Here is a 25,982-nt window from a genome sequence, read left to right on the forward strand (position 1 = left end):
AGTACATACCTTGAGGTAACTACCTTACTTCATTGTGTGTATTTTCTTTTCTACGGACCTGCAACATAATGGGGTTATTCCAAATAAACGAGGCAAGGCACATCCAAATACACATTTGAATTTTGGCCTGTGAAAGGATTTGAACGATGAAAACACTGGTGATTTTGGCACATCCGAATATAGAGGCTTCGAGGGTCAATCGGCGCTGGAAAGAAGAGCTGCTGAAGTATTCGGATGATATTGCCATACATGAAATTTACAAAGCATACCCCGACTGGAACGTTGACGTTCCGAAAGAACAAGAGCTGCTGGAAGGGTACGACCATGTGGTCTTTCAATTCCCAGTCTATTGGTACAGTTATCCCCCGTTATTGAAAAAATGGTTCGACGATGTGTTCGCGCACGGCTGGGCTTACGGATCGAAAGGCGACAAGCTCCAAGGAAAACGGTTCGGGCTTGCCCTGTCCATCGGCGACAAAGAGGAAAATTACCGGCCAGAGGGCTCGGTTTCGTTTACCGTGGATGAAGTGATCGCTCCGTTCAAAGCCAGCGCAAAACATGTGGGCGCGTCGGTGCTCCCCTATTTCGCCGTCTTTGGGTCTTCGTTTCAGGCCAGCGATGAGCACATCGACCAAAGCGCCGAACAGTATGTCCAGCATATTTTGAAAGACCAGCAATATAGCGTTTCTTGATTCATTTTCGATATTTGTGATAAAAAAAGCTCCTGCTCATCTGATTTAAGATTTGCAGGAAAGCCATGATTGCGAATGAAACATGGAGGTACGGAAATGCTCCGCAACTCCATATTCATGTTGCTCTGTTTCGGCGCCGCTTACCGTTTCAAACACCGTTATGCGAGGAACCCGCCGACCATGTGTACCGGGTCCTTTTCATTCGAACAATCGCTGATGCTGATGAAAGAATTGATAAAAAAATCGTACATTGTCCAGTTCGTACCATTCTGCCGTCTGCAAAACCTTGGCATCGAGATTGTAGATCTTTGCATGAAGCGTTCCGAGAACAAAGGGAGAATGCGAAGCAATGACAAATTGGCAATCGAAATACCGCGCCAGATCGTTCATCTGCTCTGCCAGCTTGATTTGGTTCGCCGGAGAAAGCGACGTTTCCGGTTCGTCCAACAAATACAGCTGCCCGGGAAGCAAATATTCCTCAAAAAACTGCATCGAGGTTTCCCCATTCGAATATTTCTCTTGAGCGAATTGAATGTTGGCCATTTTCGTTTTGAATTCATATGACTGCTCCAGTTTCTCTACCTCTTCCCTGCTCTTCCCCTGTACGGCCTGCTCATATAACAATCCCTCGCGCAGCACGCTGGACTGCTGTATTTTCTTGATTTCATACAATATATCCTCTGACTTGATGTACCGGCTCCCATCGGGAAGCTTGTATATGCGACGCTCCTGATCATCATGTCCGAGTTCGTAGCTGCTTTCCTCAATAAAGCGCTGGGCATAAATATTGTGGCCGTAACTGGTCATTCGCTCAGAGCCCGTAATTTCCAATTTATTAGCGATTACATTCAGCAGGCTTGATTTGCCGGAGCCGTTGCTGCCATATAATACGGTAATCCGGTCAAACAAAAGAACTTCCCCTGCAATGTGCTTGAACACATGATCGGGATAGATATTGGGATTGCTGGAGATATACGGGGAAAGTTTGAAGCTCCCTAGATACAGCATCGTCTCGCTCCCCCTTTCGGAAAATCATGCGAGTTTGGCACTCGTGTTGGCCATTATTCTATGGTGTAACCGTTCCGCCCAAGTACCGTTCATTCTACTCAAGCACAGTCCAAATATCCAATGCCGACAAACGAATGGCCTCATGCTCATGATTCCGGTAAGCTCTCAAACGGTCAGCACAAGCCTCATCCCACAATAGCGCCGTTCCGGCAGCCTTCAGCAAAGAAAGCCCGATATACTGAGCCGCAAATGACTGCCGTGCTCGCAATCTGTCCACGAGATCCAGAATCGCCTCCGGTCTCCAATACGCCTTGCTGGCATTTACTGCCTGCGTTATTTGTCTGTAGGCGTAATCCAACAAATGCGGGTGGGTGTCCGCCATTTGAATAACCGGTTCCAGCCGTACGTCAGCTTTATCCGCCTGGTTCCATTCGACAACCGCCAAATATAGCTTGATTACGGCTGGTTTCATCGTTTCTTTGGACTTGAGGACATCGATCATGCCTAAATATAGAGGAATGAGCACCCGCCTTGCATTTTGGGGCAGCGCGGCAAGCCTGTCCACCAATGCCAGCAAACGTTGTCGCTCCGGAACATCCCGCTCGGCGGCAGCGTTCCACTCTGCCTTTGTCTTCGTGTCGGCCAACTGCCTGCCGACGTCGATGACCTGATCATTCACTTTTCCGTCACGGCAGGCCGCAATGAGGGTATCCAGCGCGGTTTTCCACCTGGCATTGTCCTCCAAATCAATGATCGCCTTGCCCGCGGAGGCCGCGATCGTCTCTTCGTTTCCGTTTACCCAAAGGCTCATCGTTTGGAAAGCGGCTTTTGCCACAACGGCATCGTCATGGTCTGCGATTTCGGTAATCAACTGCAAATACCTTGGTCGATCCTTCTCGGGAAGCTCCCCGGAATGCTGGTTCAGCAGACTTCGTGCGATGTCCCGCTGCGGGGAAGAAGCCATGGTGCCCAGCATGGTCCAGCTGCGTTCATCGTCCAGACATTGTCTTGCGGCATGGCCTATGGCGATGACTACATCTTTGTGTACATTCGGTTTCTCGTATTCGCGAATGAGAAGCGTCATGCTCTCACTGCTTTTATAAGCACCGAGCAGCCGGATGGCCTCTTTTCTGACCGTAATTTTCAATTTCTCCCGATTCAGCAATTCCGAAAGCAGCGACGTCAACAACACTGGGCTCACCCTGCGCATGCATCTAGGGATCGAATACATGGCGACACGAGCACGGTCTCCGTCCAGGTTGTCCAACAATACAGGCAGTGCCTGCTCCGGCTCTTCCCACAACGAATAGGCATAAAGCGCTGCTTCTACAACATGCACTTCCTCGTCCTGCAACAGGACTTCCAGTTGATCGGAGCAATAATCGGGCATGCTTGCCAAGCTGCGCATCGCGGATGCACGTTCATGGAAACTCCGTTTGCCATCCAGTGCCACCCGCTCCAGCAGGGATGCGAGCGCCTTTTGCTGGCGCGGCAGCCACCGATGAAACCCGTTATGGGCAGGCACAACATAAATCGTTTTACCCGACAAGTGTTTGCCTTTGATCACTTTTCCCGAGATGAAGGGGTCGAGCCATTCCTGGCGCTTCAGGTGCAGATGCATAAATACGTCGTGGAACGAGATAAAGGATGGATCTCTGTCCAGCAGTTCTCTGACCCTCTCATCCCGCGTTTTATACGGAAGCAGCCAATAGCGGACTGCCTGAGTCGACACCGTTTTGGCATGCACCAGTTCCTTCAGCAAAAGCTGAAGCTTGGGCAATCGCTCCACCGCTTTGCCAAACGAACCAGCCATTCGAAGGACCACATTATCGTTTTCACGCTTGTTGGCTTCCACGCCAAAGGCATAAATCGTCTCGAACAACGTTTCCAGTGCACGGCTTGGCATGCTGTCCCAGTCCATGGAGAAGGGCGCAAAGTGCCCGTCCCGCATCGCCAATCTTCCAAACGTTCTCAAGGCGAACTGGAACAGTTCGCTCTCCGGCTCCAATGCATGTTCTCGCAGTATGGCAAAAGCCAGTTTCTCCGTGGCAGACCTGGTCCCATATGACGTATCTCTGGCCTCGATCACGCTATCTACCAGCAAAGTCAGGTCGTCGATATGCTCTTCCGTAAACATGGGTGTGGGGCAGTTTGACAGTTCCGCCATAACCGTGCTGCGTACCGGGTCTTGGTCGTTTTTGACCCGTGTCAGGAAACGCAGCGTTTCCTCCATCCCGCGCCGGGATAAAGCAGTGCTCCGGATCAGATGCGCATAGGCCGCAGCACGCTCATCCGCATTGGACACCTGCACGGCTTGCTCCAGCTTCTCCCTAGAATGAGCAATTAATCGGCGCGCCGTCATTTCAAGCATGTTGTCCCGATGATCCCGAATATCGCGCAGTTCCAGCATGCGGGCGGCTTCTTTATCGCGCAGTCGATGCGGCAGCACGTCCAATAGCTGTTTAGGGAAAACGCGCGTCTTGCGCTCGTTCTCCGGATATGCCGCATCAAACATCGCCGCGCGGCATGAGGGCGCAAGGGCATCCAGCACCTTGGCGACATGCAGGGGTTGATCGGCGAGCAATACTGTCAGCATTGTCCATTGTGCTGCGGTGAACCATTTTTTCTTTTTCAAAACGCCTGCAGGCACGCCATGATTCAGAAGATACCCTCGTGCCTCCTCCCGGGTCAGCAGCTCGAATACGCCTTCGGGATTCGTCTGAATCAGAATGCCCAATTGCCGTTTGAGCACGGGGTGAATCGTATCCGTAGGTCCGTACTTCAACGCACATTCCAGAACGACCGCCGGTCTTGAGACGCTCAGCACTTCGATCGCGGAAGAAAGTCTCCACCATACATAGGCCTTCTCTTGATGCGTGGCGTTCTGTAAAGATTTCTCCAAATAATCCGCAACCAGATCGGGATAACGCTTCGTTAAGATCCGCCAATTTCGCAGCGCATACCCAAGCTCCGGAAGCCGGTTGCGAACCGTCTCCTCGCTGCATACAGACAAGATCAACGAAGCTTCTTGTGCGCCCCACCGGGCAAGCACGAGCGGCAGCAGTCGTTCCGCCCAATCCTGACGATATGTATTCACGATGCTACGCAGCAGTTGACGGCGACCATGGTACGACAGCGCAACCATTGCGGCTTCGATCGAATAATTGGAATCTGTAACGACTTCGGGCAGCAGCCCGGCCGCCCGTCCTCTAACGCCTGCTTTGGGATGCTCAAGGGCAAGCAAAACAGCTTGGGCATCCTTCACTACGCTGGCACCACTTAAAGCCAGATGCCCCTCATAGGCGGTGCCGCTTTCCAGTAAAGCGATGAGCAGCGCAGAATACGCCGCCTCGTCTTGATGCTGACGTCCCAAAAGCGCAATGTGCTTCATTCTTTCCGAGTAACCGAGCGAATCCAGTTCTTCGAGTACTTGCTCTTTGTCTAACGGATTATGGTTCAATGTCATGATGGGTGTGTCTCTCCTTTCTATGTCTTGTAACCGGATGAAAGCACCCGTGCAATTATTTCGCACAGAAGCTCGAAAGGTTATAACTTCTGCGCAAGCGCGAACTTCTCCTGTTTAAAGGCCTTGTTTCGCGAAGGCATATGCCTTGGATTAGACTCTTATGAGCAGCCTCAATCATATAGGCGGATCAAATGTTTTTCCCATAAATCCTTGCAGTATATATGACGCAAGAACGTGCAATGAAGTTTGCTCAGACAGACCGAAACGCTGCATAAAAAATAGAGATGACTTCCGGCCCGTTCATGGACCTTCGAGTCATCTCTATTTGCTCAACATGTTACTATTTCAAATTCAGACACAGATCAAGAAAGCGTTACAACCATAGAGACTTATTCAGCAACAGCAGGGTACAAATCTCTTTGCAGCTTCTTAGTTGCCCCAGTATTGCTTGGCAATCTTCTGACCCTGGTCGATTTTCGCCCATTGCTCGGCTTCGCTGAGTTCGTTACCGCCATCGCAGGACGCAAATCCGCATTGGTGGGACAGCAGCAAGCGATCCTTGTCAATGATTTTGGATGCTTCGTCCAGCAGACGATATACACGCTCCTCATCGTCAAGGGTATTGGTTTTGGACGACAGCAGCCCCAGTACAATCTCCGTTTCAGGGCGGTCCTTGAATACTTCCAGCGCTTCAAGTGAACCCGCGCGCTCATCGTCCCATTCCAGGAAGAAGCGGTCATATTTCAACTGTTTCAGGAACAGATTCGCGATTTTTGCGTAAGATCCACCGCCCATGTTGCGGGAGTCATAGTTGCCGCGGCAGTTATGCGTCCACATTTTCAAGCCCAGGCTATGGCCGAAGTCAATCACCGTATTGTTAATGTCAATAAATTCAGTGGCCAGCCCCGCCACTTCCTCTTGATTGATATGCTCGCCTGTAAACGGAGAGTTGGGGTTGTCGTCCGCAAACAGCTCCCACAAGCAATCATCGAATTGCAGGATTTTGCCGCCCGCCGCAGCGAACTCCTCTACGAATTCCTTATATGCACGCACCAGACCTTCTTTGAGCTCCTGTTTATTCTGGTAAACGGCATCCTTGCCGCCAATGTTATCCGACCAAGAGAGTTCACCGAAAATATGGGAAGGAGACGGTACACAAAGCTTGGTTTGCTGGTCGCCAGCCGTCTCTTGCAGCTGTTTGAACACTTGGATGAAATGATGATTTTTGCCGCTCAACTCGCCCGTAATGCGCAAACCGATATCTTTGCGTGTTTCATATTTCGATGTGCCGTCCACATCTCTGAAAAAATAGCCATGATCTGCGATATAACGCTCTACGCCATCAAAGCCCCACACAAAATCCAGATGCCACATCGATTTGGAGAACTCGCCGTCCGTAATCACCGACAGGTCATGCTCGATTTCTTTCTTCACAACCTGCTCAATGGCTTGCGCCTCGCACTGCGCATACCCTTCAAAGTTTTCATAGAACGGATATTGGATATCATCACGATGCTCAATTTGCGTTTTATATTTCAACAATTCCTCAGGACGCAACAAACTGCCTACGATCTGGAACTTATCAGTCATGTAAAAAACCCCCTCGTTGTATATGGCCTATCATATCACGCAGAGTAGGGTTAGTAGGATTACTTAAAAAACATAACTAGTTATAGTTAAAAGCTATAGCAAGAAAGGACTATATAAATCTGTAATAAATCCCATCAGGCCACTGCGAGCGCAGTACCATCTTCCGATCATTGTTACCCCCCTGATTAATTCTTATTACATTACAATACATTTATACTAGCGCTATTTATCTATTCAATGACTAGAAATATTTGGTATAATCGTTACGCGATAGAAAGGCTGATATGGGCGGTCGGCTAATCTCCCTGAAGGGAGGTGATGCCTTGTGACAGTGTTTGAAGCGATGATGCTGATGCTAACCTTTGGTTCGCTGATTGCAGCGCTGCTGTCCAATAAACACAAGTAGACCGCCCTCCCATGCAAAGGTTGCGGTCTACTTGATCGTGTTCCTCTTGTTAAGCCCACCGCCCTTAAAAGCGGCTATTGCGCGGAGAGTCGTGTTACAGCACGGCTCTCTTTGCATTATAAGCTGTTCTTTCCCTTATTATAACATCATGGAAGAGGATTTCAATCTTGATGTGCTCATCAATGGAACGAGGGAGCCTTTATAATTACCCGTCGTATCTCAAAATGGAGACTTAATTTCCACGTTCCTCCGCCCCTTCATCATCCTTGCTTCCAAACTCATCAAGCAATGTACGCACTTCACTTGTGGATTTAGCGTTCATTAAGTTATTTCTAAGTTCGCTTGCGCCTCGAAATCCACGGACATAGATTTTAAAGAAGCGGGCAAGAGGGCTGAACGAACGCGGCTCCTGTGCTGAGTATTGATCATAGAGATCCAGATGCAGCCGAAGCAGACCAAGCAATTCTTCACTGCTGTGTTCCTTCGGCTCTTTCTCAAAAGCAAACGGATTCTGGAAAATACCGCGTCCAATCATAATGCCATCCACGCCGTATTGTTCAGCGAGCTTCAAGCCAGTCTGACGGTCAGGAATATCCCCGTTAATGGTCAGCAGTGTATCTGGCGCCACCTCGTCGCGAAGTTTTTTAATCTCCGGAATCAGTTCCCAGTGAGCATCGACTTTGCTCATTTCTTCCCTGGTGCGCAGATGAATCGACAGATTTACAATGTCTTGTTTCAAAATATGGGTTAACCAGTCGCGCCATTCGTCTACGGCAGTGAAGCCAAGCCTTGTTTTCACACTGACGGGCAGTCCTCCGGCTTTGGCAGCCTGGATGATTTCCGCTGCAGTTTCAGGACGGCAGATCAGGCCGCTCCCCTTTCCATTCTCGGCTACATTCGCTACAGGACAACCCATATTGATATCGATGCCCTTAAAGCCTTCTTTCGCCATACCGATACTCATTTCACGGAAATATTCCGGCTTATCCCCCCAGATATGGGCGACCATGGGCTGTTCATCCTCTGTAAACGTCAAACGCCCGCGCACACTTTTATTCCCCTCCGGGTGGCAATAGCTCTCTGTATTCGCAAACTCCGTAAAAAACACGTCCGGTCTGGCTGCTGCGCTTACGACATGGCGAAACACCACATCCGTCACATCTTCCATCGGTGCCAGTATAAAAAAAGGCCGTGGCAAATCACGCCAAAAATTGTTCGTCATCTCAAAAACCCCTCTATAATATCAGGACAACTCTTTGTCCTCGAAAATAAAAAAAATTAACCCTTCATGCCCTTGCTTCATCTTCACTTATAACATGCTTTAGCAACGTAGTTCAAACGACAGTCACGGTATATGTTATATGGCAGACATCTAAATGAGTATATCATACCCAAGAGACCAGCAGACTCCCCAATGAACTCGCAAAAAAAGGAAGGGCGCCGCCCCTCCCTGCTTACCTCCGATGGATGACACGATGTGCCTCGTCAATGAAAGATGTTTGTTGTCATAACGTACTGCGCCGCAGCTCATAAAAATACTGCACGGCGGGATGTTTTAATTTTACCTTATCCGACATATTTAAAATTCGCTTTTTGCCAACTCGCTTGTCCACCAAAGCCAAAATATTCAGTAAAATATCGTTGCTCTCCAGACTTTCCTCGATTGAAGTCGACAAGAACGTCGTCGCTGTAACGGTAAAATTGGATTTGCTTAACGCGGTCTGCGCGGCTAAAAGCTCTTTAGCAAGCTCTGAAATTTTCCGACTTCTTGCAATGACTTTTAGACGATCCTCGGGAATCGTGCCTTTGGCATCTTTTCGGACCGCTTCAATGTCTTCAACGCTAATCGGGATGTAGAGTTCCGGATCATTTTTGATTTCCTGCTCTGTCTTATACCAACGGATGGAGCTAGTTGCATCACTCATATTAAGCACGTTCTTTTTATCTACAGTGAGATAACAACTTCCGGATTTATCAGGTAGATAACGGTAACTGGTTGCCCGAAATTCGACCCTTTCATTTAACGCAGGAGAGATGAAACTCTCCAAATTTTGCTTCAATTTACTCCAGGACATGGTCCCTCCTATGTTCTAAGACCTATTATCTGTATCTCTCGGCTGTTAGGCGTTTTTTTTGAAAGGTGTGGCATTTATAACTTACTATATATTTTACATCATTTATTCTGTTTTCTGTAGGGCTAGAGTATGTATCCGCAGCCAACACTGCAACGCCATTTAAAACATCCTCGAAATCCCTTGAATTAGCGAAAATTTTCAGAAAGTTTAGTTTAAACGATAAATTATATATATTGTTTTATTGTAAAATAGATATTGAATCTACCTAAAAAGTCATACTTTTTATAATGAGGGCTTAGGAGGAATCCGATTGATGGAATCTTATTGGGAGCACAGGTTCGAAACGGAAGGGAAAATTTGGGGAGAAGATCCTAGCCAAAGTGTATATAAAGCAATATCGCTTTTTAGGCAATATAATTTTAAAAATATTCTAGTCCTAGGTGCCGGATATGGACGAAATACAAAAGAATTATCGAATTTTTTTGACGTAGACGGGATTGAAATTTCTTCTACTGCAATCAAACACGCTAAGGAATTTGATACAAGGACTAATTTTATTCATTCATCTATTTTTGATATCGAATTAGAAAAGAAATATGACGCGATATTCTGTTATAATCTTCTTCATTTATTCAAACAGCAAGAAAGACTTCTAATCATAGACAAATGCAAAAAACTTCTTAAGAAAAATGGGTTAGGCTTCTTTACTGTTTTTTCAGACAAAGACAGCAATAAAAAAGGGACTGAGATTGAACCCTTTACATATGAATATAAACAAGGAAAAATCGCTCATTTTTTTACTGATGATGACCTACGAGAGCATTTCAAAGACTTCACTATTTTGGAAACTTCTCATTTCAAGGAGCAGCTCGCTTACACTCATCAAAGTAATGCTTGGATTCAGCTAAGATCCATTATTATCACCAAAAAATAATGCAAAATACTGTCATTCAAATTTAATATCTAAAGCTAAGAGGATAACGTTACTAGATATTGTTATCCTCTTTTAGTATTTTGTCCAAATTATTCATGTTAAAGCTGCGCTAAATTTCTCTCTACATTAATACGATAAAATACAGTACCTAATTAAAGTGAAGAAAACCATGATAATAAAAAGGCCTGTTCCACCTAAGCGGTTCAACAAAAAACCGCCTAGAATAGGCCCTATAAATTTTCCGAAATATAGAAAGGATTGGGCGCCAACTAAGAACGCAATCGCGTCGACCACCTCATCGTCCTCATCGATTACAGGACTTTTTAAAGGTTATTATATTGTTAAGCGAATCTTGTATGCTAGCTTAAATATTGCCATGCTCTGAGGGCCGATCATAATCGTTAGGAAAGACGGAAAATCTTCCGAAAAAGGTCATTTCAATAGGTGCAGCTTGTTTCTTTGCTTCATCTAACTCAAAAGTGATTGATGTTCTGCAATGGTCGATATTTCGTAAAATGCTTTTATCCCTTTATTCTTGAACCCCAGTATAGAAATCAAACCGTCTCCATCGTTTTCTTCGCTTCGTCTACTCTTGCCGAACCGGAAAAGCTCCTCTACAATAAAAGCTCGGCAGGTTTTTGTACCTGCAAATCGTGACATGGAGGAGGTCTGAACGATATTATGGAAATTTCATTGGATATGATCAAAGACAAAGTCGAATGCCTGCAGGCTTATGACTTCCATGAACTGGAACGGGCGATTGAAGACCGAATCGGAATGAACAAGGCGCTGCTGCTGCGGGTGAAGCAGGTCCAGCATCAAGTGACGTTCGACCCGATTCGAAACAAGATGTTGTATAGTGCAGTTGTTCATTTTTCAGCAGATTGATGGACCAGAACGTTGAACAGTAAAAAACCGAATTGTGCGAAATATAGCAATCCGGTTTTTTTATTGTTTTTGTAACAGCTCAAATCTCCTTCCCCAGAATAAAGCAAATTCAGAGATCACTCTCCCCACCTAAAGGAATCTTGATGAAACAACAAGCGGCTGCCTGACGGCAACCGCTGTATCTGACATGCTTATTAAATATCGTAGCTATTCGAAGGACTGTGAGCGATAACGGATTGCACGACTCGTTTAACCACGGATTTCGCGGCATCCTGGGTGGACGTTCCGCCGATCTCGTCCGCGTTAACTTCGATAAATCCTTTGCCCCCGATGATCTCTCGAGCTGTCTCAAGTTCGCCCGCACTGATAGAATCATGGGATACCAGTGTGATTAGGCCGGCGTCGTTCAACACCTTTGCCACCTCCGCCGTGCGGCGGAACGATTCTCCCCCGACGCTCTCAAGCAGCATCGTATGGTGACCGGATGACATGAGTCGCTTCTCCACTTCCTTTGCGAGAGCTGCCGTATCCGAGCCAGTAAACCAGACGGTGAGCGGAGATTGTCCTTTCTGCTGGGCGCGAACCTCTCTCGTGATCCCCGTATCCAGTGTGGCAAATCGGCTGTCTCCCTTCAACGCTTGATCGATGACTCCGCAAGCCGACGTCATGTTGGTGACACGATCGATAAGGATAAAACCTCCGATGCTCTTATTGTGTTCGAAGGAATCGAAGACGATGCGATCCGACAGCGTGAATTCACACTTGGCCAATTCGTTCTTAACAATTTGATCCGCCGGAACGGTATGGCCCGTGTTAATGTCAATCTTATGGGTAATCGCCGTTACAGTGCCCGGAAGAGTCTTCGTTCCGACCTTTACCCAATAATGCTTGCCCGGAGTCAGGACGGAATCGTCCATCCACAGGATCGTAGATACGAAGCTTTCCGCTTCTTGGACTTGATTGTCCATCGTGAGCACGCAGCCCCGCGAGACATCGACTTCGCGGTCCAGTTGTATCGTAACCGGTTGGCCGGCATAAGCCGAATCCCGATCTTGGTCCGTCACCAAAATCCGTTTAACCTTTGCTTTCTCCCGACTTGGCAGAGTCATGAGTTCGTCTCCGACCGAAATCTTACCAGCCTCGATCTGGCCCTGGAACCCACGGAACGTATGGTCCGGTCTGCTTACACGCTGAACCGGCATCATGAAAGGCTTCGCATCATCGGCAGTATGAATATCTATATTTTCCAAATACGGCAGTAAAGCTAACCCTTCGTACCAAGGGGCATTCGGCGACTTGGTTGTGATATTGTCCCCTTCCGTAGCGGACACGGGAATGACCTGAATGCTCTTGATTTGCAATTCAGCCGTCGTTTGGATGAACTCTTCCTTGATCGCCTCGAACGTCCTCTGGTCGAAGCCGACCAGATCCATCTTGTTCACAGCCAATACGAGGTGCTTGATCCCCATCAGGGCGCAGATCCGAGCATGGCGTTTGGTCTGGGTAATGATGCCTTTGGTAGCGTCCACCAGAATGATGGCTAGATCGGCAAAGGAAGCGCCTACAGCCATGTTGCGCGTATACTCTTCGTGTCCCGGCGTGTCCGCCACGATGAAGGAACGATGAGACGTCGTAAAATAACGATAAGCCACGTCAATCGTAATCCCTTGTTCGCGTTCAGCCAGCAAGCCGTCGAGGAGCAGCGAGTAGTCGATCTTGCCGCCTCGGCTTCCCAGTCGGCTATCGAGCTCAAGCGCGCGTTCTTGATCGGCGAACAGCAGCTTGGCGTCATAGAGCATATGTCCGATCAGCGTGGACTTGCCGTCATCCACACTTCCGCAGGTAATGAATTTAAGTAGACTCTTCATGTTAGAAATAGCCCTCCCGTTTGCGTCGTTCCATGCTTCCCGCCGCTTCTTGGTCGATAACCCGACTGGTCCGTTCGGAAGATACCGCACCCAAAGTCTCCTCAATGATCTCGTCCAGCGTAACGGCATCGGACTCGACTCCGCCCGTGAGCGGGTAGCAACCTAACGTGCGGAAGCGAATCTTCTTCATCTCTACCTTCTCGCCAGGCTCAAGCTTCATCCGATCGTCATCCACCATGATGATATGCCCGTCACGATTAACGATCGGTCTTACGTCCGCGGAGTAAAGCGGAACGATATCGATGTTCTCCCGACGAATGTATTGCCAGATATCCTTCTCGGTCCAGTTGGACAGCGGAAAGACTCGAATGCTCTCTCCCTTGTTGATTCGCGTGTTGAACAGCTTCCACATCTCCGGACGTTGGTTCTTCGGGTCCCACGAGTGGTTCTTGTTCCGGAACGAGAAAATCCGCTCCTTGGCACGCGACTTCTCCTCATCACGTCTTCCCCCGCCGAACGCAACCGTGAATCCGTATTTGTCCAATCCCTGCTTCAGGGCTTGGGTTTTCATAATGTCGGTATATGCGGAACCATGGTCGAAGGGGTTGATTCCTTGTTGAATAGCCTCTTCATTAGAGTGCACGATCATCTCGATACCGAACTCCTTCGCCTTTCGGTCGCGGAACTCGATCATCTCCTTAAACTTCCAGGTTGTATCGATATGCATGAACGGGAACGGCGGCTTCTCGGGGTAGAAAGCCTTGAGGGCCAAGTGCAGCATGACCGAGCTGTCCTTGCCGATGGAGTACAACATGACCGGTTTCTCGCACTCCGCTGCTACTTCTCTGATAATGTATATCGCTTCAGCCTCAAGTTGATCCAGATGTGTTAGTTCTTGCATGGCAAGGCGGCCTCCTTTTAATCCTTACTAAAACCATCGTATTTATAACCTTATCCTATCAGATTCCATCTTTATTGCAAAGTGGAAAAAAGTAAAATTTATGATGTTTATGTATTGGATCAACGATATTCCGCATTGAGTAGCGGCTCCCTCCTAAATAAAATCGCGTAAACGAATGATTTTGAGTCGGTTTCTAGGTTCACGGGATTCAGTTCGCCCCATATTGGCATAAAGTCGAGTAGTTGCAAATTATGAAATGGATGAAGCAAAACATCGAAGGTTACAAAAGTTGCAGTACTATTACAATCATGATCGAGGGCAATGGAATTTGAAAAAGCTGCCGCCTGTAAAGTACAGACAGCAGCTTCAATGAGTTGCCTAATTTTTCGAGATATCCTTTAAAATCACTTACATTTTCCAGATCCGGTAGAGAATCATCGCTGCTTCAGCGCGGGTCAATGGTTCGGCTGGTGCAATTTTGCCATCTTTGCCGTTGACGATTTCGCTTCCTACGAGGGATGTTACACTATCTACAGCGTAAGTGGAAATGCTTGCAGCATCGGAATAAGGAACCAGATTTCCGCTGCCGACAGTTTGCTTACCAGCTGCTTTCAGGGCTTTCGCCGTCAGAACCATCATATCTTGACGAGAAATGCTGCTGCCTGGTTTGAATGTATTATCTGCGAATCCGGATGCGATACCCAATTCTTTGGCAATAGCAACGGCCTGTGCATAGTAAGCGTTTGGCTGTACATCGCTGAAGGCTGCATTGTTCGTGTCCGAGCCCTTCAATTCAAGCGCACGAACAAGCAAGGTGATAAAGTCTGCTCTTGTGATGGAAGCCGCAGGAGCGAAGCTATCATCGGAAACGCCTTTAATAATATCGCGCGCAGCCATCGCTTCGACTGCTTGTTTTGCCCAGAGGACATGTTGTACATCGGCAAAAGACTTGGTTACGTTGGCTACGGCATAGGTGCTAAATTCAGTTGTTTTGAACACAACCGAGCCGGATTTAGCATCATAGCGTCCGTTTGGTATCGCTGTTGCCTGTCCTTGATTATCAATGCGTAGAATCACGATTTGATCTGTATTGACAAGCTCCTGCGCAGCCGGTGTGTAAGGAACGTATACCGTTACAGGCGCCGCAGGATTGTTCCAGGCCAGAACACGATCCCCGGCTTTTACGCTTAGATCGATCACCGGACGGCTGCCCACTTTAGCGCGAACATCTGCACTCAAGCGATCTGCCGAGACTTTGTTAATCTGAATAGAGACTTGGTCTGCTTGTTCCGTGATATCAGAAAGCATGTTGGACGGAATGTGAAGTGTTGCATGGTCCGTCTTAAGCACAAACTCAATGTTATTGTTGCTTTGCAGGTTTGTAGTCGGGAATTGCACAACATAGGATTGTGCATTTGCTTGCTTCGGCACTTCGATGGAAACCTGTTTTTTGCCATTTTCACCTGGAGAAGCTTTTTCAATGGCTTTATTCAGGCTCTCGCTCGAAATGGTTGCTGTGGCTGTTTCATTTTCGACTTTAATTACCGGTACAATCACCGAATCGTTCCCTGGCAGCTGTGGTTGAGGCTGGGGCTGCGGAGTAGTCCCTGAGCTCGATCCGCCACTGCCGCCGCCATAGTTACCTCCACCGTTGTTGCCTCCGCCGTTGTTGCCGCCGGAAGAAGGTTTGCCAGTCAGCGTCAATTCACCGAATACGGAAGTATCCTGGTAGCCTTGACCGGATGGATCGTTCCATGCGTTTACGCTGATTCTGTTGCCGTCTTTGGCATCATTAATCTGCGCATCAAAGCCAATTTTGGCATTGTTCGCAGGTTTAACCTTTTTGAATGGAATCTTCATTTCAACGGTGTAGTTGGTACCGGCAACAGCGACTTTGGATTCGAAACCTGCTGCGATTTCCGCAGGATTAAAGGATGCGACGTTCTCAAAATTCACTCTGTATTGTCCATCATCGTCTTGGAAGCTGGACGTTTTTCCGTTATTTTCATCAACGAAAACTTCGACGGAATCCTGCTCCCATGCATTCGGGTTGGTCTTGTTCAGTTGATCGTCTCTGACTTGAACGAGCACATACAGATTGTCGTCATCCCAGAGTACTTTTGCTGTTCCCGTCGCACCGGACCATGCCATTTGCTTCGTATCCAGTTTCAATTCAGGAGCGTTGCTCCATATGCTGTCTACGGAGCCATCGATAGCCGGTGTCCCATAGTGAGCGGTTGATTTCTTGTATTCAAGCTCTTCAGGTGGATTTTCCCTCAGGTACTTCTCCGGATCAACGACCCCGTAGAACGCCTCTTTGGCTTGAAAACTCTTATCGAACAAGGTCGGGTTCTGCTCGGCTCTCCAGCTGGTGCCGTCATTTAACCCCCAGAAGGTGACACGCGGAATATGCTCGCTGTTTTTCTTATAGAGATCCATCAATTGGGCATACAAGTATGCCTGCTGTTTCGCTTCTTTTTCAGTGATTGCAGAGTTGGTGCCTGCCATGATGTCCAATTCGGTCACGCTGACTTCTACGCCCAAGGAAATGAAACGCTCCAGCGACATCTTGACATTGTCCAATCTCGTGCCCAGGTTATAGTGGGCTTGCATGCCGATGCCGTCAATCAGTTTCTCGCCAGGGTGATTGGCGGCGTACTTCTCATTGATCTCTTTCACCATGCTGTAGATGGCTGTAGATTTATTCTGGTTGTCATCGTTGTAATCGTTGTAGTAAAGCTTTATATCCCAGCCGTTCTCATCAATGACTTCTTTTGCCGCAAGGAATGCCTCCTCAATAAAGTCGGGGCCGATGGCTTGCAGCCAGCCGGAATTACGCAATGCATTTTTCCAGTCTTCCGGATTAGGCGGGTTATCGTTCATGGCTTCGTTGACGACGTCCCAGGAAATGACTTGGTCACCAAAGTGCTCAACGACCGTTTTAACATGCGTCCTTAGGTTAGTGAGAGCTTCATCACGGCTCAATGGTGCACCGCTCGCTGCCGTATGAAGCCATGTAGGTGACTGCGCATGCCAGACGAGCACGTGGCCGTGCAAGTCAAGACCTGCATCTTGTACTTTTTGGACAAGGGCATCTTCTGCGGTGAAATCAAATTCTCTGTCCTTGTCATAGGCATAATCCGGCTTCATATCATTCTCAAACGTAACGACATTGTGATGCTTCTTCAGAAGCTTAAGCCTTGTCTCGTCAAAGGTGGACGGATTAACAATGTTGCCGATCAGGAAATCATCCTTGTAGACATCCTTAAGATTAGGAAGATTTTCTTGAATCGGAGGCGCAGCAGTTACAGGTCCCAAATATTTTAGAGTAAAGTCATCTAAGTAAAAGGTACGGCTGCCGCCGTCGTTGTTTGCCGTTTCAATATAAGCGTTGAGTACGCTTGGAGTAGTGGTGAGCGTATACTTGCCTGTTAGGCGTACCCATTCTTGATCTGTAACGGTTGCATTCTGTGAAACGTTTGCAAAGCCGCTGTCCGCATATTGAACACTGATACGAAGTGTTGTAGGTGCTTGGCCAGGCGCCATTTTCACCCATGCAGACAGCTCGTATTCGTGATTCTTTGCCATTTTACCGGCAGCACCCACCAAGGCTGCATCATATTGCGCCGTAGTCGTCACAAGCAAGCTTTGCTTGCCGTCAGGTGTATGATTATCGTCTTGGGAAAGGACTACCGTTTCACGGCCGTTCCGTGCTTTGAATCCATCCAGACCATTCTCAAAGTCTGCAGAGATGCCCGTTTTATCCACAATCTCTGGTGCGGTTTCACCAAGGGTCACATCGGTGATGATGACTTCATCAATGTAAATATCGGAGGTTAACGTATTTCCCGATGGTTCAACATAGATGATGATCTCATTCGTTCTAGAAGGGACTTCGTAGCCTTTCGTTTCAAATAGCGTCCAGTCGGAAGCGGTTACAAGCTTGTTCCCTATAAGCCAAGGATACTTCTGATCATCGGGCAATATTTCAGAATCCATCTTGGAAGCCAGATGGAATTCGCCTTCACCTGAACCGAGTCTGACCTTGAGGGAAATATCATACTTACGGTCGGATTTCATCTTGTCCGTAAGTACGAGGGCAGGAACGGCCTTCTCATCGGCCCGGTTGAAGAACTTCAGAGATTTCGTACCTTCGGAGGCTACGCCGTCAACGACCGCAATATCCCCGCTCGATCCCCAACCCAGCTTGCCCCAGCCTCCGGTATTTCCGTCTTCAAAGCTTTGGTTCAGGACCACAGCAGGTTGGACAGGTGTTGCTACTTGGGTGATCGTGATATCCCCGATATAGAAGGGAACCTCCTTCCCTGCTTCATCAGACTTGATTCGCAGGGCTGTATTGACCACACTGGTAACGGAGAGATCTGCAGACAGTAAAACACCTTCTCCTGCTTTAAAGTCCGAAGAGCTGATTCCATTGTATGCCTCTGAGCCAGCGACACCCTTGTTGGTTACAATTTCAAGGACGGCTTTCCCGGCTGCAGGTACGTCAGAATCTTCATCAACATAAACAGAAGCGGTTACAGTATACTGTTTGTCAACCGCCAAACCAAGGTCACTGAATGCGAGGTCCACGCCGTCCCAGTTATTGGATCGGTTATTCACTTTTAAAGCAGCTCCATCATCATTTCCGGCAAACGGCTTGCCAGTTACAGCGCTCAGCTGGGCACCGCCTGATTGAGCTGCCTTGCCTTGACCATTCTGGAACGTTTCCTGGTAAACGATTTGTGAATTAGATTCCACTGGATCAGCCGCGCTGATTGTCGGAGCAACCAAGCCGCCTGGAAGAAGCAGAGCCGCTGCAAGCAACCCGGATACGACCCGCTTAAATGATTTCCTCATTCGAAGCATTCCCCCCACATGAAATTTTTCAAAAACCATGTAAAGCGCTTACATAATTTACTGTAACCAGCCTCCTTTCTCCCCAGATAATACCATTTCATAGGAAAGAAATCTTACTCCAAATTAAAGGTGAATCCTAGATTATTTCAGAATTATACAAAGTTTGATACGGGTACGAGACGATGCTCTTCGTTCCGCTGATCAGGCCGCGGGAGATAAATACGGGAATGTTTGTAGTGTACTTAGAAAGCAAACTGACAAAAAAGACGCTGGGAAGGAATTTACCCAGCGTCTTTCATTTCTTTTAATGCGTCGGTCTTCTGGCATAGAGCCTTTCGCACATTGCTCTCTTTCTAGTGCTCTGTTTCATTCCATATCAACACCGCCACACTCTCCACATGCACCGTATGCGGGAACATGTCCACCGGAGTGACCTCAAGCGTCCTATACCCGCCATCCTCCAACACACGCAAATCGCGCGCAAGAGTGCTAGGATTACAGCTTACGTACACCACGCGTTCCGGCTGCATTTGCAGGATCGTTTCCAGCAGGCGCAGATCGCAGCCTTTGCGCGGCGGGTCGACGACGATCACGTCGGCTTCGATGCCCTGCTCTTTCCAGCGCGGAATGACGTCCTCGGAAGCGCCGACCTCGAAGGTAACGTTGCGCATGTCGTTCAGGCGGGCATTACTGCGGGCATCCTCGATGGCTTCGGGAACAATCTCGACCCCGTATACCTGATCCGCATGCTGCGCCAGGAACAGGGAGATCGTACCGATGCCGCAGTACGCGTCAATGACGGTCTCTTTGCCGGTCAACTCGGCATATTCTACCGTTTTGCCGTAGAGCACTTCGGTCTGCACCGGGTTGACTTGGTAGAACGAGCGTGCGGAAATGGCGAACTGCACGTCGCCGATATAATCATAGATCACGTCACGGCCCCACAGGACGCGGGTTTCGTCGCCGAAGATGACGTTGGTCTGTTTTTTGTTGATGTTCTGGCAAATGCTCGCGACTTGCGGCAAAGCTTCGCGAATGCTGCCGATCCATTCGTCCCGATGCGGGATGTCGCTTCCGTTGGTGACCAGCACCAGCATCATTTCGCCTGTGCGGAATGCCTTTTTGACCACGACATGACGCAGCAGCCCGCGGCCTGTCTCCTCATTGTATGCACTGATGCCGAGATGGCTGCCGATTTCCTTCACCTTGGCAACCACTTCGTCGTTGTGCTCATGCTGGATCAGGCACGCCTCCATATCGATGATGCGGTGACTGCCGCGGGCATAGAAACCGCCGACAAGGCCGCCTTCCACCGCACCCATGGGCACCTGTGCCTTGTTGCGGTACCGCCAAGGTTCCTCCATGCCGAGCGTGTGCAGCACGCGAATGCCTGTCCCGCTTTCACTCTCGCTGTCAGCGCCATCTCCCTCAGCGAGCACGTCCAGTTTGCCGATCCGCTGCAAATTGTCGATGACGAGCTGACGCTTCCATGCCAGCTGTCCATCATAGCTCATATGCTGGAGCTGGCAGCCGCCGCATTGATCATAGATCGGGCACGGGGCGGCGATGCGATCCGAGCTGGCTTTCACGATCTCCAGCAGTTTGGCGTAGCCGTACTGCTTCTTGGTTTTGAGCACCTTTACGCGCACGGTTTCGCCCGGAAGCGCACCTTGCACGAAAAGTGTGTACCCGTTCGCGCGGCCTACGCCTTCGCCGTCATGGTTCATGCCGATGATGTCAATGACGGTCTCTTCATTTTTGCTCACGGGCAGTCCTTCGATCGGAGCGCTCCGAGCGCCCCCCTTCGGACGAACGGCAGAAAGAGATGCGCCTTGTTGCCGCACCTCCTTCGTTTGCTGGTGTGTAGTCTGACGAGATGTTTTCTGCGGCTGGCGGGACGCTGCTGCGCTTCCTTTACCTTGCGGGCCAGCCGAATTCCGGCGGCTTTTTCCACGACCGCTGCGGTTACTGTTTGACAACGTACATTCACTTCTTTCTATCCATATATGACCCTGCCTGTGTAGGCAAGGGGATTCTATCATTACTATTCCAGCGACAACTTAAGGCAATTCCCAACGCAAATCTCACGTCCTCGAATTGTAACGAACCTGACACACCTTATTCGCACCTAAAACCGTCTTCTAATATTCTAACGAACTTCAGACACGTTATTCCGCCTCATAACCGTGCTTTCCAGCCATTTCCGCCCCAATAGCGACACTGATGTTCGTTAGAGCAGCAGCAACGTCGTTTTCGCCAAAATAAGACTTCCTAGGTTCGTTAGCCGCTCCCGGCTGCCTTGAACGAGACTAAGCCTACTCCATTTCTCCTGCCACGCATACCCCATACATTCATCAATGCATACATCATGCGTCTTCACACGTACTTCATGCGTACTCTCACGCAAATCTTACCGTACTTCATCATGCGCACTCTCACGCCAATCTCATGCGTACTTACGCATATATCTTGCATATTCCACTCGCGCGGCACCATGAGATTATACGCGATCCTTGCCACACGCGGCAACTGAAAAAGCACGCTGGCACCTTCCATCCTCCATAACTATCCTTTGCATCCTCTACAAGCGACATTCGCACCACGGTCTGCTCGTAACACACCCCTGCACCACTCACCACGGTCCCGCCTGCACCTTTCCACCCTACAACCGACTCCGCCACTACCCTGTCCCCTATCCCCAAGCTTGTTAGACCGAATTAGGGTTAGATGCGGCATAATGCCATTGCAAGTATAGATACGGTGGCGGCGGGAGGTAAATATAATCTTAAGGAGGCCAACACCTTTACCGGTACAGCATCAGATGATGCCGCAGGTTCGAGAAGGTCGCCGGCAGCGTGCCGCCAAGCTCGCCGTCCAGATTGAGCTGCACATATCCCGGCGAAGTCACTTCCATATAATCCGTCTGGAAATGCACGACCTTTTTATCGTTCAAATGTTCCCCGCGCAGCGCCAGCGTCACGAGACGGATCATGTCTGCCAGGTTGCATTTGCGAATGGCGATCACGTCCAGCAGTCCGTCGTCGATCGTTGCTCCCGGAGCCAGCTTCTCGAAGCCGCCCACGGAGTTCGTGTTGGTAATGAGGAAAAGCATGAACTCGTCATGCATATCCTCCTGCCCCGCAGCGCGGATGTAGAGCTCCTGGGGCGACAGGCTCGCCATTTTCTCGATGCCCTTCATATAGTAGGCAAGCTGTCCGATCATCGTTTTCAAGCGGCTAGGTACCTCGTAGGTCAGTTCCGTCAACGATCCGCCGCCGGCGATATTGATAAAATACCTGTCGTTGGCCTTGCCCAAATCGAGCGGACGCGTCTGCTGGTTGACCACCAGATCGACATAGTCTTCCCACTGTCTTGGAATGCCCAGCGCACGCGCAAAATCGTTCGTCGTCCCGAGCGGAAACACGCCGAGCGGCGGCCGGTTCTCGCGTTCGGCCATGCCGTTGATGACCTCGTACAGCGTTCCGTCCCCACCTGCGGCAATGATCATGTCATACCCGCGCTCGACGGCGAGCGCCGCTTCCCGGGTCGCATCCCCTTCGCCTGTCGTCGCATGGCACGAGGCTTCGATGCCGCCTTCATCCAGACGCTGCAAAATGTCTGCCAGACGTTTCTTCATTTCCTCCCGGCCGGAGGTCGGATTGTATATTAATCGAGCTCTTTTCATTCCATACGCCACCTATTCCACATAATCCATGAAGCTGATCCCAGCCTCATCGTTGTCATCACGAGATTCCGTACCTTCGCATATTTTACGAAACAACACATTTCCGTTTATGCCGTTCGAATATATATCATTCTTTTTATATCTATGCACAAGGAATTCCATCTGATTCCAAAGCCAATATGTTATATCATATCATCAAATGTTAAGATGTCCTAGCCTTTCAAGGCTCCGTCTCCCTGCGTTATCCGATATGTATCTCCACACCATAAACCTTCTTCCAGCCCGATGAATCAGGCCGTACCGTCCTTTTTCAAATCCTTTAATCAATCATCCATTCTGCCCGCTCGTCAGCGATTTAACCTGAGCCCCCGGTCTTATTTACGTTAAATTTAAAATACTACCCGTCTCCATTGACATATCGTTGCTATGATTTCGGTAGAAATACAGTATCTTACATTATAACGCAGAATGAAGGAGCGATGTGCATGAAAAAAATAACGCTGCTGCTTCTTGCGGCCATGATGACCGCCTTCACCGTAATCCCTGCCGCATCCGCAGCCGTGATCGGCCACGACCAGGTCGTCGGCTTTGCGGAAGTGACGCCGGCAACCGTCACGCAGCAGGCAGCCAAGCGCTTTCAGCCCTATCTGAAGGTGTATCATGGCTGCGTGCCCTTCCCTGCAGTCGATGCAGCAGGCAACACCAGCGGCGGATTGCAAACAAGCGGTGCATCCAATGGGCAGTGCAGCCAAAGCACCGGGCAAGTATACTCCCGCTCGGCTTGGTACAACGGCGTCTGGGCCATCATGTATGCCTGGTACTTCCCCAAAGATTCGCCTTCTCCCGGCCTTGGCCATCGGCATGATTGGGAAGGCATCGTCGTCTGGGTAGACAATCCCGCCGTTCCCGAACCGAAGGTCCTGTCCATCGCTTATTCGGGCCACGGCCAATTTACCAACGTTGCACCAAGCAGCACCAGCATGAGCGGCAGCAGCCCCCTGATCACGTATAACAGCACTTGGCCCATTAACCACGAGTTGGGCGTGGACGGTACCATTGGCGGAAAGCAGCCGCTAATCGGCTGGGACGACCTGACCCCCGCAGCAAGAGATGCACTGAACACTACCGACTTCGGCAGCGCCAACGTGCCCATGAATGACAGCAATTTCGTGAACAACCTGGCCAAAGCCTGGTTCAAGTGACTCATTCGCCGCCGAAGCACGCCATACTGAGCACGCGGAAAATCCCTGCCTTTGAGAAAGACAGGGATTTTCCTTGTGTATGTGTATATCGTAAAAAGCCTTTATTCCATGTCGCCTGCGAAACAAAAAGCTTGCTATTCATTCGATCATTCATTCATTGAACCATCATGTCTCCCGATGCTCCTGGCATCGTTGCAGCAAAATCCCAATCTGGCGTTCCAGCCACCCGCCAAGCAGCGGATGCGGCAGCAGCGTCTCTCCGCTGTATGCGCAGTCCAGCCCTTTAAGCCGATGGGGAATCGCCTTCATCGTAAAATAACCGGCGCTCAAAAACAGCGGCGCCACAATGACGCGGCATCCCCGCTCCTCGCTCCAGTACTTTGCCTTGGCGTGCACGTTGTCCGGATTAAGCAAAGCAACATCCGCATGCGCTACGCCGCTGATATCCCTTACCCGCCCAGCGAGCGAGGAGATTCCTTCTTCCCAGCGCTGGCGGAATCCGTCATGCACGCTCCCATGTCCGACAAGCAGGATCGTTTCCTCCTGCGGGTGCCGGGACAACGGCTTTACTTTGTCCCATACCATGACGGCGATGTCGGGATCGCTATCGACCGGATAACCGAAATGTACCCTTGCCGAGACCCGAAACGGCTCCAGATCGGTTTCCCGCTCCGGCGCCGGCTTGGCGCCGATGGCATACTCGATCTCATCTACATGCGTGCTGCCCGACGACACAAACAGGGGAACAACCAACAGATCCGTTGCCCCGGCTGCCTCCAGTCGGTCGATACCGTCCTGGATCAATCGTCCTTCCACCAGTTCAAGAAAACCGGCTTCAACAGGCAGCGCCGCAGGCAGCTGCAGCCGGGAGATCGCCTCATCGACGGATTCCACCCAGCTCTGTTCCTGTGAACCGTGGCTGATGATGAGAACGCCCGGTTTCATCGTCTTAGCGTCCCAAACGTTCCAGCGTCATCTTGTAACCGTCGTTGCCGTAATTCAGGCAGCGCTTTACGCGCGAGATCGTTGCCGTGCTCGCGCCTGTCTCTGCTTCGATTTGGTTATACGTGTTCCCTTTGCCAAGCATGCGCGCCACTTCCAGCCGCTGGGACATGGATTGAATTTCGTTTACGGTGCAGAGGTCGTCAAAGAAGACGTAGCACTCCTCGATATCCTTCAACGTCAAAATCGCTTCGAATAGTTGTTCAATACTTTTATCATTTAGCTTCTTCAGCTGCATTTTATTATCATCCCCTAGCGGTTACTGTGTACCTTCATTGTACTCAGCATGAGTTGGTATTTCAAGCGTTAACGATTTCACGCACTACAGAGAAAAAATACATGTTATCGCTTACAAACATACAAATGTCCACTCTCAGTGGACATCCAAGGCCATAGGCGGGATTTCGCCCTTTTTTGGCCCATTTATTCCCGATGAATTATGTAGGATTTCATTCATCTTATTTGTTACAATTTTGTGTCAAAACTGCTTTCCCGGCGCTTTTCTCCCTGTGGCGCCTCATGCGCCCAAATCCGCAAATATCCCGTTTCTCGGGGTATCCGCCTACGCCGTCTCTCCGCGAATGACATACATTGTAGCAAAAGGGAGTTCCGCATCGACAGTCCCCTTGGTCTCTTGGGGCCAAGGAGCCGGAACGCAATTTCAAAATCCATAACAGAAGGAACGTGATCATGTATGCCACAGCATTATTATCACCGTCCGCCAGCGCCACGGCAGCGTCCGTCTTCCAAGCATCATCGGGCGAATACCTCCGCTTACGCGCCGGCGCAGCGTGCGTTGACCGATGGCGAGACCCAGTCCATGTATCCGGGTGTCGAACCCCAATTTTCATTCGGCCAAGCGGAAGCATCAAGCATCGTGCCTTATGGGCAGAACGCGCCGGGAGAATCGTTTTACGGTGGCGGTTCCGGATCTTCCGGCCCTGCGGTACCCGTGCAAAACTCTTCGGCTTCCGGCAGCACCGGCTTTTCGCTGGCCAACCTTGGCGAGCTCAAAGGAATGATTGACCGCTTCGGCGGGATCGATGGCATCATAAGCGGCATTGGCAAAATGCAAAAAGTCGTCGGCAGCATTCAGCAGATGGCCCCGATGGTGAAGCTGTTCATGGGCATGCTTCCCTTCGGCAAGAGCAAAACCACCAACGGCAGTTCAGCCGCGGAAAAAGATTACGAAGATTACACATCGCCCCGCCGTCGCAAGCGCAAATCGGGCAAGAAATCATCGGGCACCACGCGCCGGCAGAAATCGAATCCCGCTAAACGTCGTCCCAAGAGCAGCAAACGTTAACGACAATACCAAGGCATCTCTCTTTCCTGGAAAGGGGATGCCTTTTGCTGCACGGACCTCGCCAGCTCGCCTCCCCCAATCCATCCTATCCCAACAAAA

General features: G+C 49.6%; 18 protein-coding genes. 6 read left to right on the plus strand and 12 right to left on the minus strand.

Annotation, left to right across the window (positions count from 1 at the left end; all coding sequences use genetic code 11):
- The first annotated feature begins 146 nt into the window (after nt 1-146).
- Nucleotides 147-692 (plus strand): NAD(P)H-dependent oxidoreductase, encoded by a 546-nt coding sequence (locus RSX24_RS25935; RefSeq protein ID WP_236420652.1) that lies wholly within the window; start codon nt 147-149, stop codon nt 690-692.
- A 198-nt stretch (nt 693-890) separates the two neighbouring features.
- Here the strand turns inward: RSX24_RS25935 and RSX24_RS25940 are convergent, their stop codons facing one another.
- From RSX24_RS25940 to RSX24_RS25950, 3 genes are all read right to left on the minus strand, one after another.
- Complete coding sequence (locus RSX24_RS25940; protein ID WP_343262188.1) at nt 891-1,700, minus strand: AAA family ATPase; 810 nt, start codon at nt 1,698-1,700, stop codon at nt 891-893.
- A gap of 94 nt (nt 1,701-1,794) precedes the next feature.
- The gene (locus RSX24_RS25945; protein WP_343262189.1) at nt 1,795-5,166 is read right to left on the minus strand and encodes a HEAT repeat domain-containing protein; all 3,372 of its coding nucleotides are present in this window, start codon (nt 5,164-5,166) and stop codon (nt 1,795-1,797) included.
- Nucleotides 5,167-5,595: 429 nt separating this feature from the next.
- Entirely contained in the window at nt 5,596-6,756 is a 1,161-nt protein-coding gene (locus RSX24_RS25950; protein ID WP_339276095.1) for a cobalamin-independent methionine synthase II family protein, read from the minus strand.
- Nucleotides 6,757-7,087: 331 nt separating this feature from the next.
- On the opposite strand from RSX24_RS25950, the gene RSX24_RS32375 reads away from it, so the two are divergent.
- Nucleotides 7,088-7,162, plus strand: coding sequence for a putative holin-like toxin (locus tag RSX24_RS32375; protein WP_438286888.1), 75 nt, complete (start codon nt 7,088-7,090; stop codon nt 7,160-7,162).
- A 232-nt stretch (nt 7,163-7,394) separates the two neighbouring features.
- Here RSX24_RS32375 and RSX24_RS25955 read toward each other — a convergent pair whose 3' ends face one another.
- Together RSX24_RS25955 and RSX24_RS25960 are read right to left on the minus strand one after the other, a co-directional pair.
- Nucleotides 7,395-8,384 carry a tRNA dihydrouridine synthase gene (locus RSX24_RS25955; protein ID WP_343262190.1) on the minus strand — a complete coding sequence of 330 codons (990 nt, stop codon included), beginning with the start codon at nt 8,382-8,384 and terminating at the stop codon, nt 7,395-7,397.
- Between the two features lie 283 nt (nt 8,385-8,667).
- On the minus strand, nt 8,668-9,237 hold the full coding sequence (locus tag RSX24_RS25960) for an SF0329 family protein (protein ID WP_339276092.1): 570 nt from the start codon (nt 9,235-9,237) through the stop codon (nt 8,668-8,670).
- 313 nt (nt 9,238-9,550) lie between these two features.
- Between RSX24_RS25960 and RSX24_RS25965 the strand changes: the two genes are divergently transcribed.
- The gene (locus RSX24_RS25965) at nt 9,551-10,171 is read left to right on the plus strand and encodes a class I SAM-dependent methyltransferase (protein WP_343262191.1); all 621 of its coding nucleotides are present in this window, start codon (nt 9,551-9,553) and stop codon (nt 10,169-10,171) included.
- Between the two features lie 681 nt (nt 10,172-10,852).
- Entirely contained in the window at nt 10,853-11,059 is a 207-nt protein-coding gene (locus RSX24_RS25970; protein ID WP_343262192.1) for a DUF2536 family protein, read from the plus strand.
- 194 nt (nt 11,060-11,253) lie between these two features.
- Here RSX24_RS25970 and RSX24_RS25975 read toward each other — a convergent pair whose 3' ends face one another.
- The 5 genes from RSX24_RS25975 to RSX24_RS26000 all read right to left on the minus strand — a co-directional run bounded on the left by RSX24_RS25975 (nt 11,254) and on the right by RSX24_RS26000 (nt 22,373).
- Entirely contained in the window at nt 11,254-12,927 is a 1,674-nt protein-coding gene (locus RSX24_RS25975) for a GTP-binding protein (RefSeq protein WP_343262193.1), read from the minus strand.
- Between the two features lies 1 nt (nt 12,928).
- The gene (gene cysD, locus RSX24_RS25980; protein WP_343262194.1) at nt 12,929-13,828 is read right to left on the minus strand and encodes a sulfate adenylyltransferase subunit CysD; all 900 of its coding nucleotides are present in this window, start codon (nt 13,826-13,828) and stop codon (nt 12,929-12,931) included.
- Between the two features lie 408 nt (nt 13,829-14,236).
- Nucleotides 14,237-18,688, minus strand: coding sequence for an endo-1,4-beta-xylanase (locus RSX24_RS25990; protein ID WP_343262196.1), 4,452 nt, complete (start codon nt 18,686-18,688; stop codon nt 14,237-14,239).
- Between the two features lie 353 nt (nt 18,689-19,041).
- A complete protein-coding gene (gene rlmD, locus RSX24_RS25995) occupies nt 19,042-20,667 on the minus strand; it encodes a 23S rRNA (uracil(1939)-C(5))-methyltransferase RlmD (RefSeq protein WP_343262197.1) in 1,626 nt (541 codons plus the stop codon).
- An 824-nt stretch (nt 20,668-21,491) separates the two neighbouring features.
- Nucleotides 21,492-22,373, minus strand: a complete 882-nt coding sequence (locus tag RSX24_RS26000; protein WP_343262198.1) for a diacylglycerol kinase — start codon at nt 22,371-22,373, stop codon at nt 21,492-21,494.
- Between the two features lie 485 nt (nt 22,374-22,858).
- Here RSX24_RS26000 and RSX24_RS26005 point away from each other — a divergent pair, with 485 nt between their 5' ends.
- Nucleotides 22,859-23,575, plus strand: a complete 717-nt coding sequence (locus RSX24_RS26005) for an NPP1 family protein (RefSeq protein ID WP_343262199.1) — start codon at nt 22,859-22,861, stop codon at nt 23,573-23,575.
- A gap of 165 nt (nt 23,576-23,740) precedes the next feature.
- Here RSX24_RS26005 and RSX24_RS26010 read toward each other — a convergent pair whose 3' ends face one another.
- Nucleotides 23,741-24,520: a sirohydrochlorin chelatase gene (locus tag RSX24_RS26010; RefSeq protein WP_343262200.1), complete on the minus strand. Its 780-nt coding sequence runs from the start codon at nt 24,518-24,520 to the stop codon at nt 23,741-23,743.
- 4 nt (nt 24,521-24,524) lie between these two features.
- The gene (locus RSX24_RS26015; protein ID WP_017690665.1) at nt 24,525-24,815 is read right to left on the minus strand and encodes a YerC/YecD family TrpR-related protein; all 291 of its coding nucleotides are present in this window, start codon (nt 24,813-24,815) and stop codon (nt 24,525-24,527) included.
- Nucleotides 24,816-25,271: 456 nt separating this feature from the next.
- On the opposite strand from RSX24_RS26015, the gene RSX24_RS26020 reads away from it, so the two are divergent.
- Nucleotides 25,272-25,883: a tyrosine protein kinase gene (locus RSX24_RS26020; protein ID WP_343262201.1), complete on the plus strand. Its 612-nt coding sequence runs from the start codon at nt 25,272-25,274 to the stop codon at nt 25,881-25,883.
- Nucleotides 25,884-25,982: the final 99 nt, after the last annotated feature.

The sequence above is a fragment of the Paenibacillus hubeiensis genome (assembly GCF_032334105.1).
GTDB classification, from domain to species: domain Bacteria; phylum Bacillota; class Bacilli; order Paenibacillales; family Paenibacillaceae; genus Paenibacillus; species Paenibacillus hubeiensis.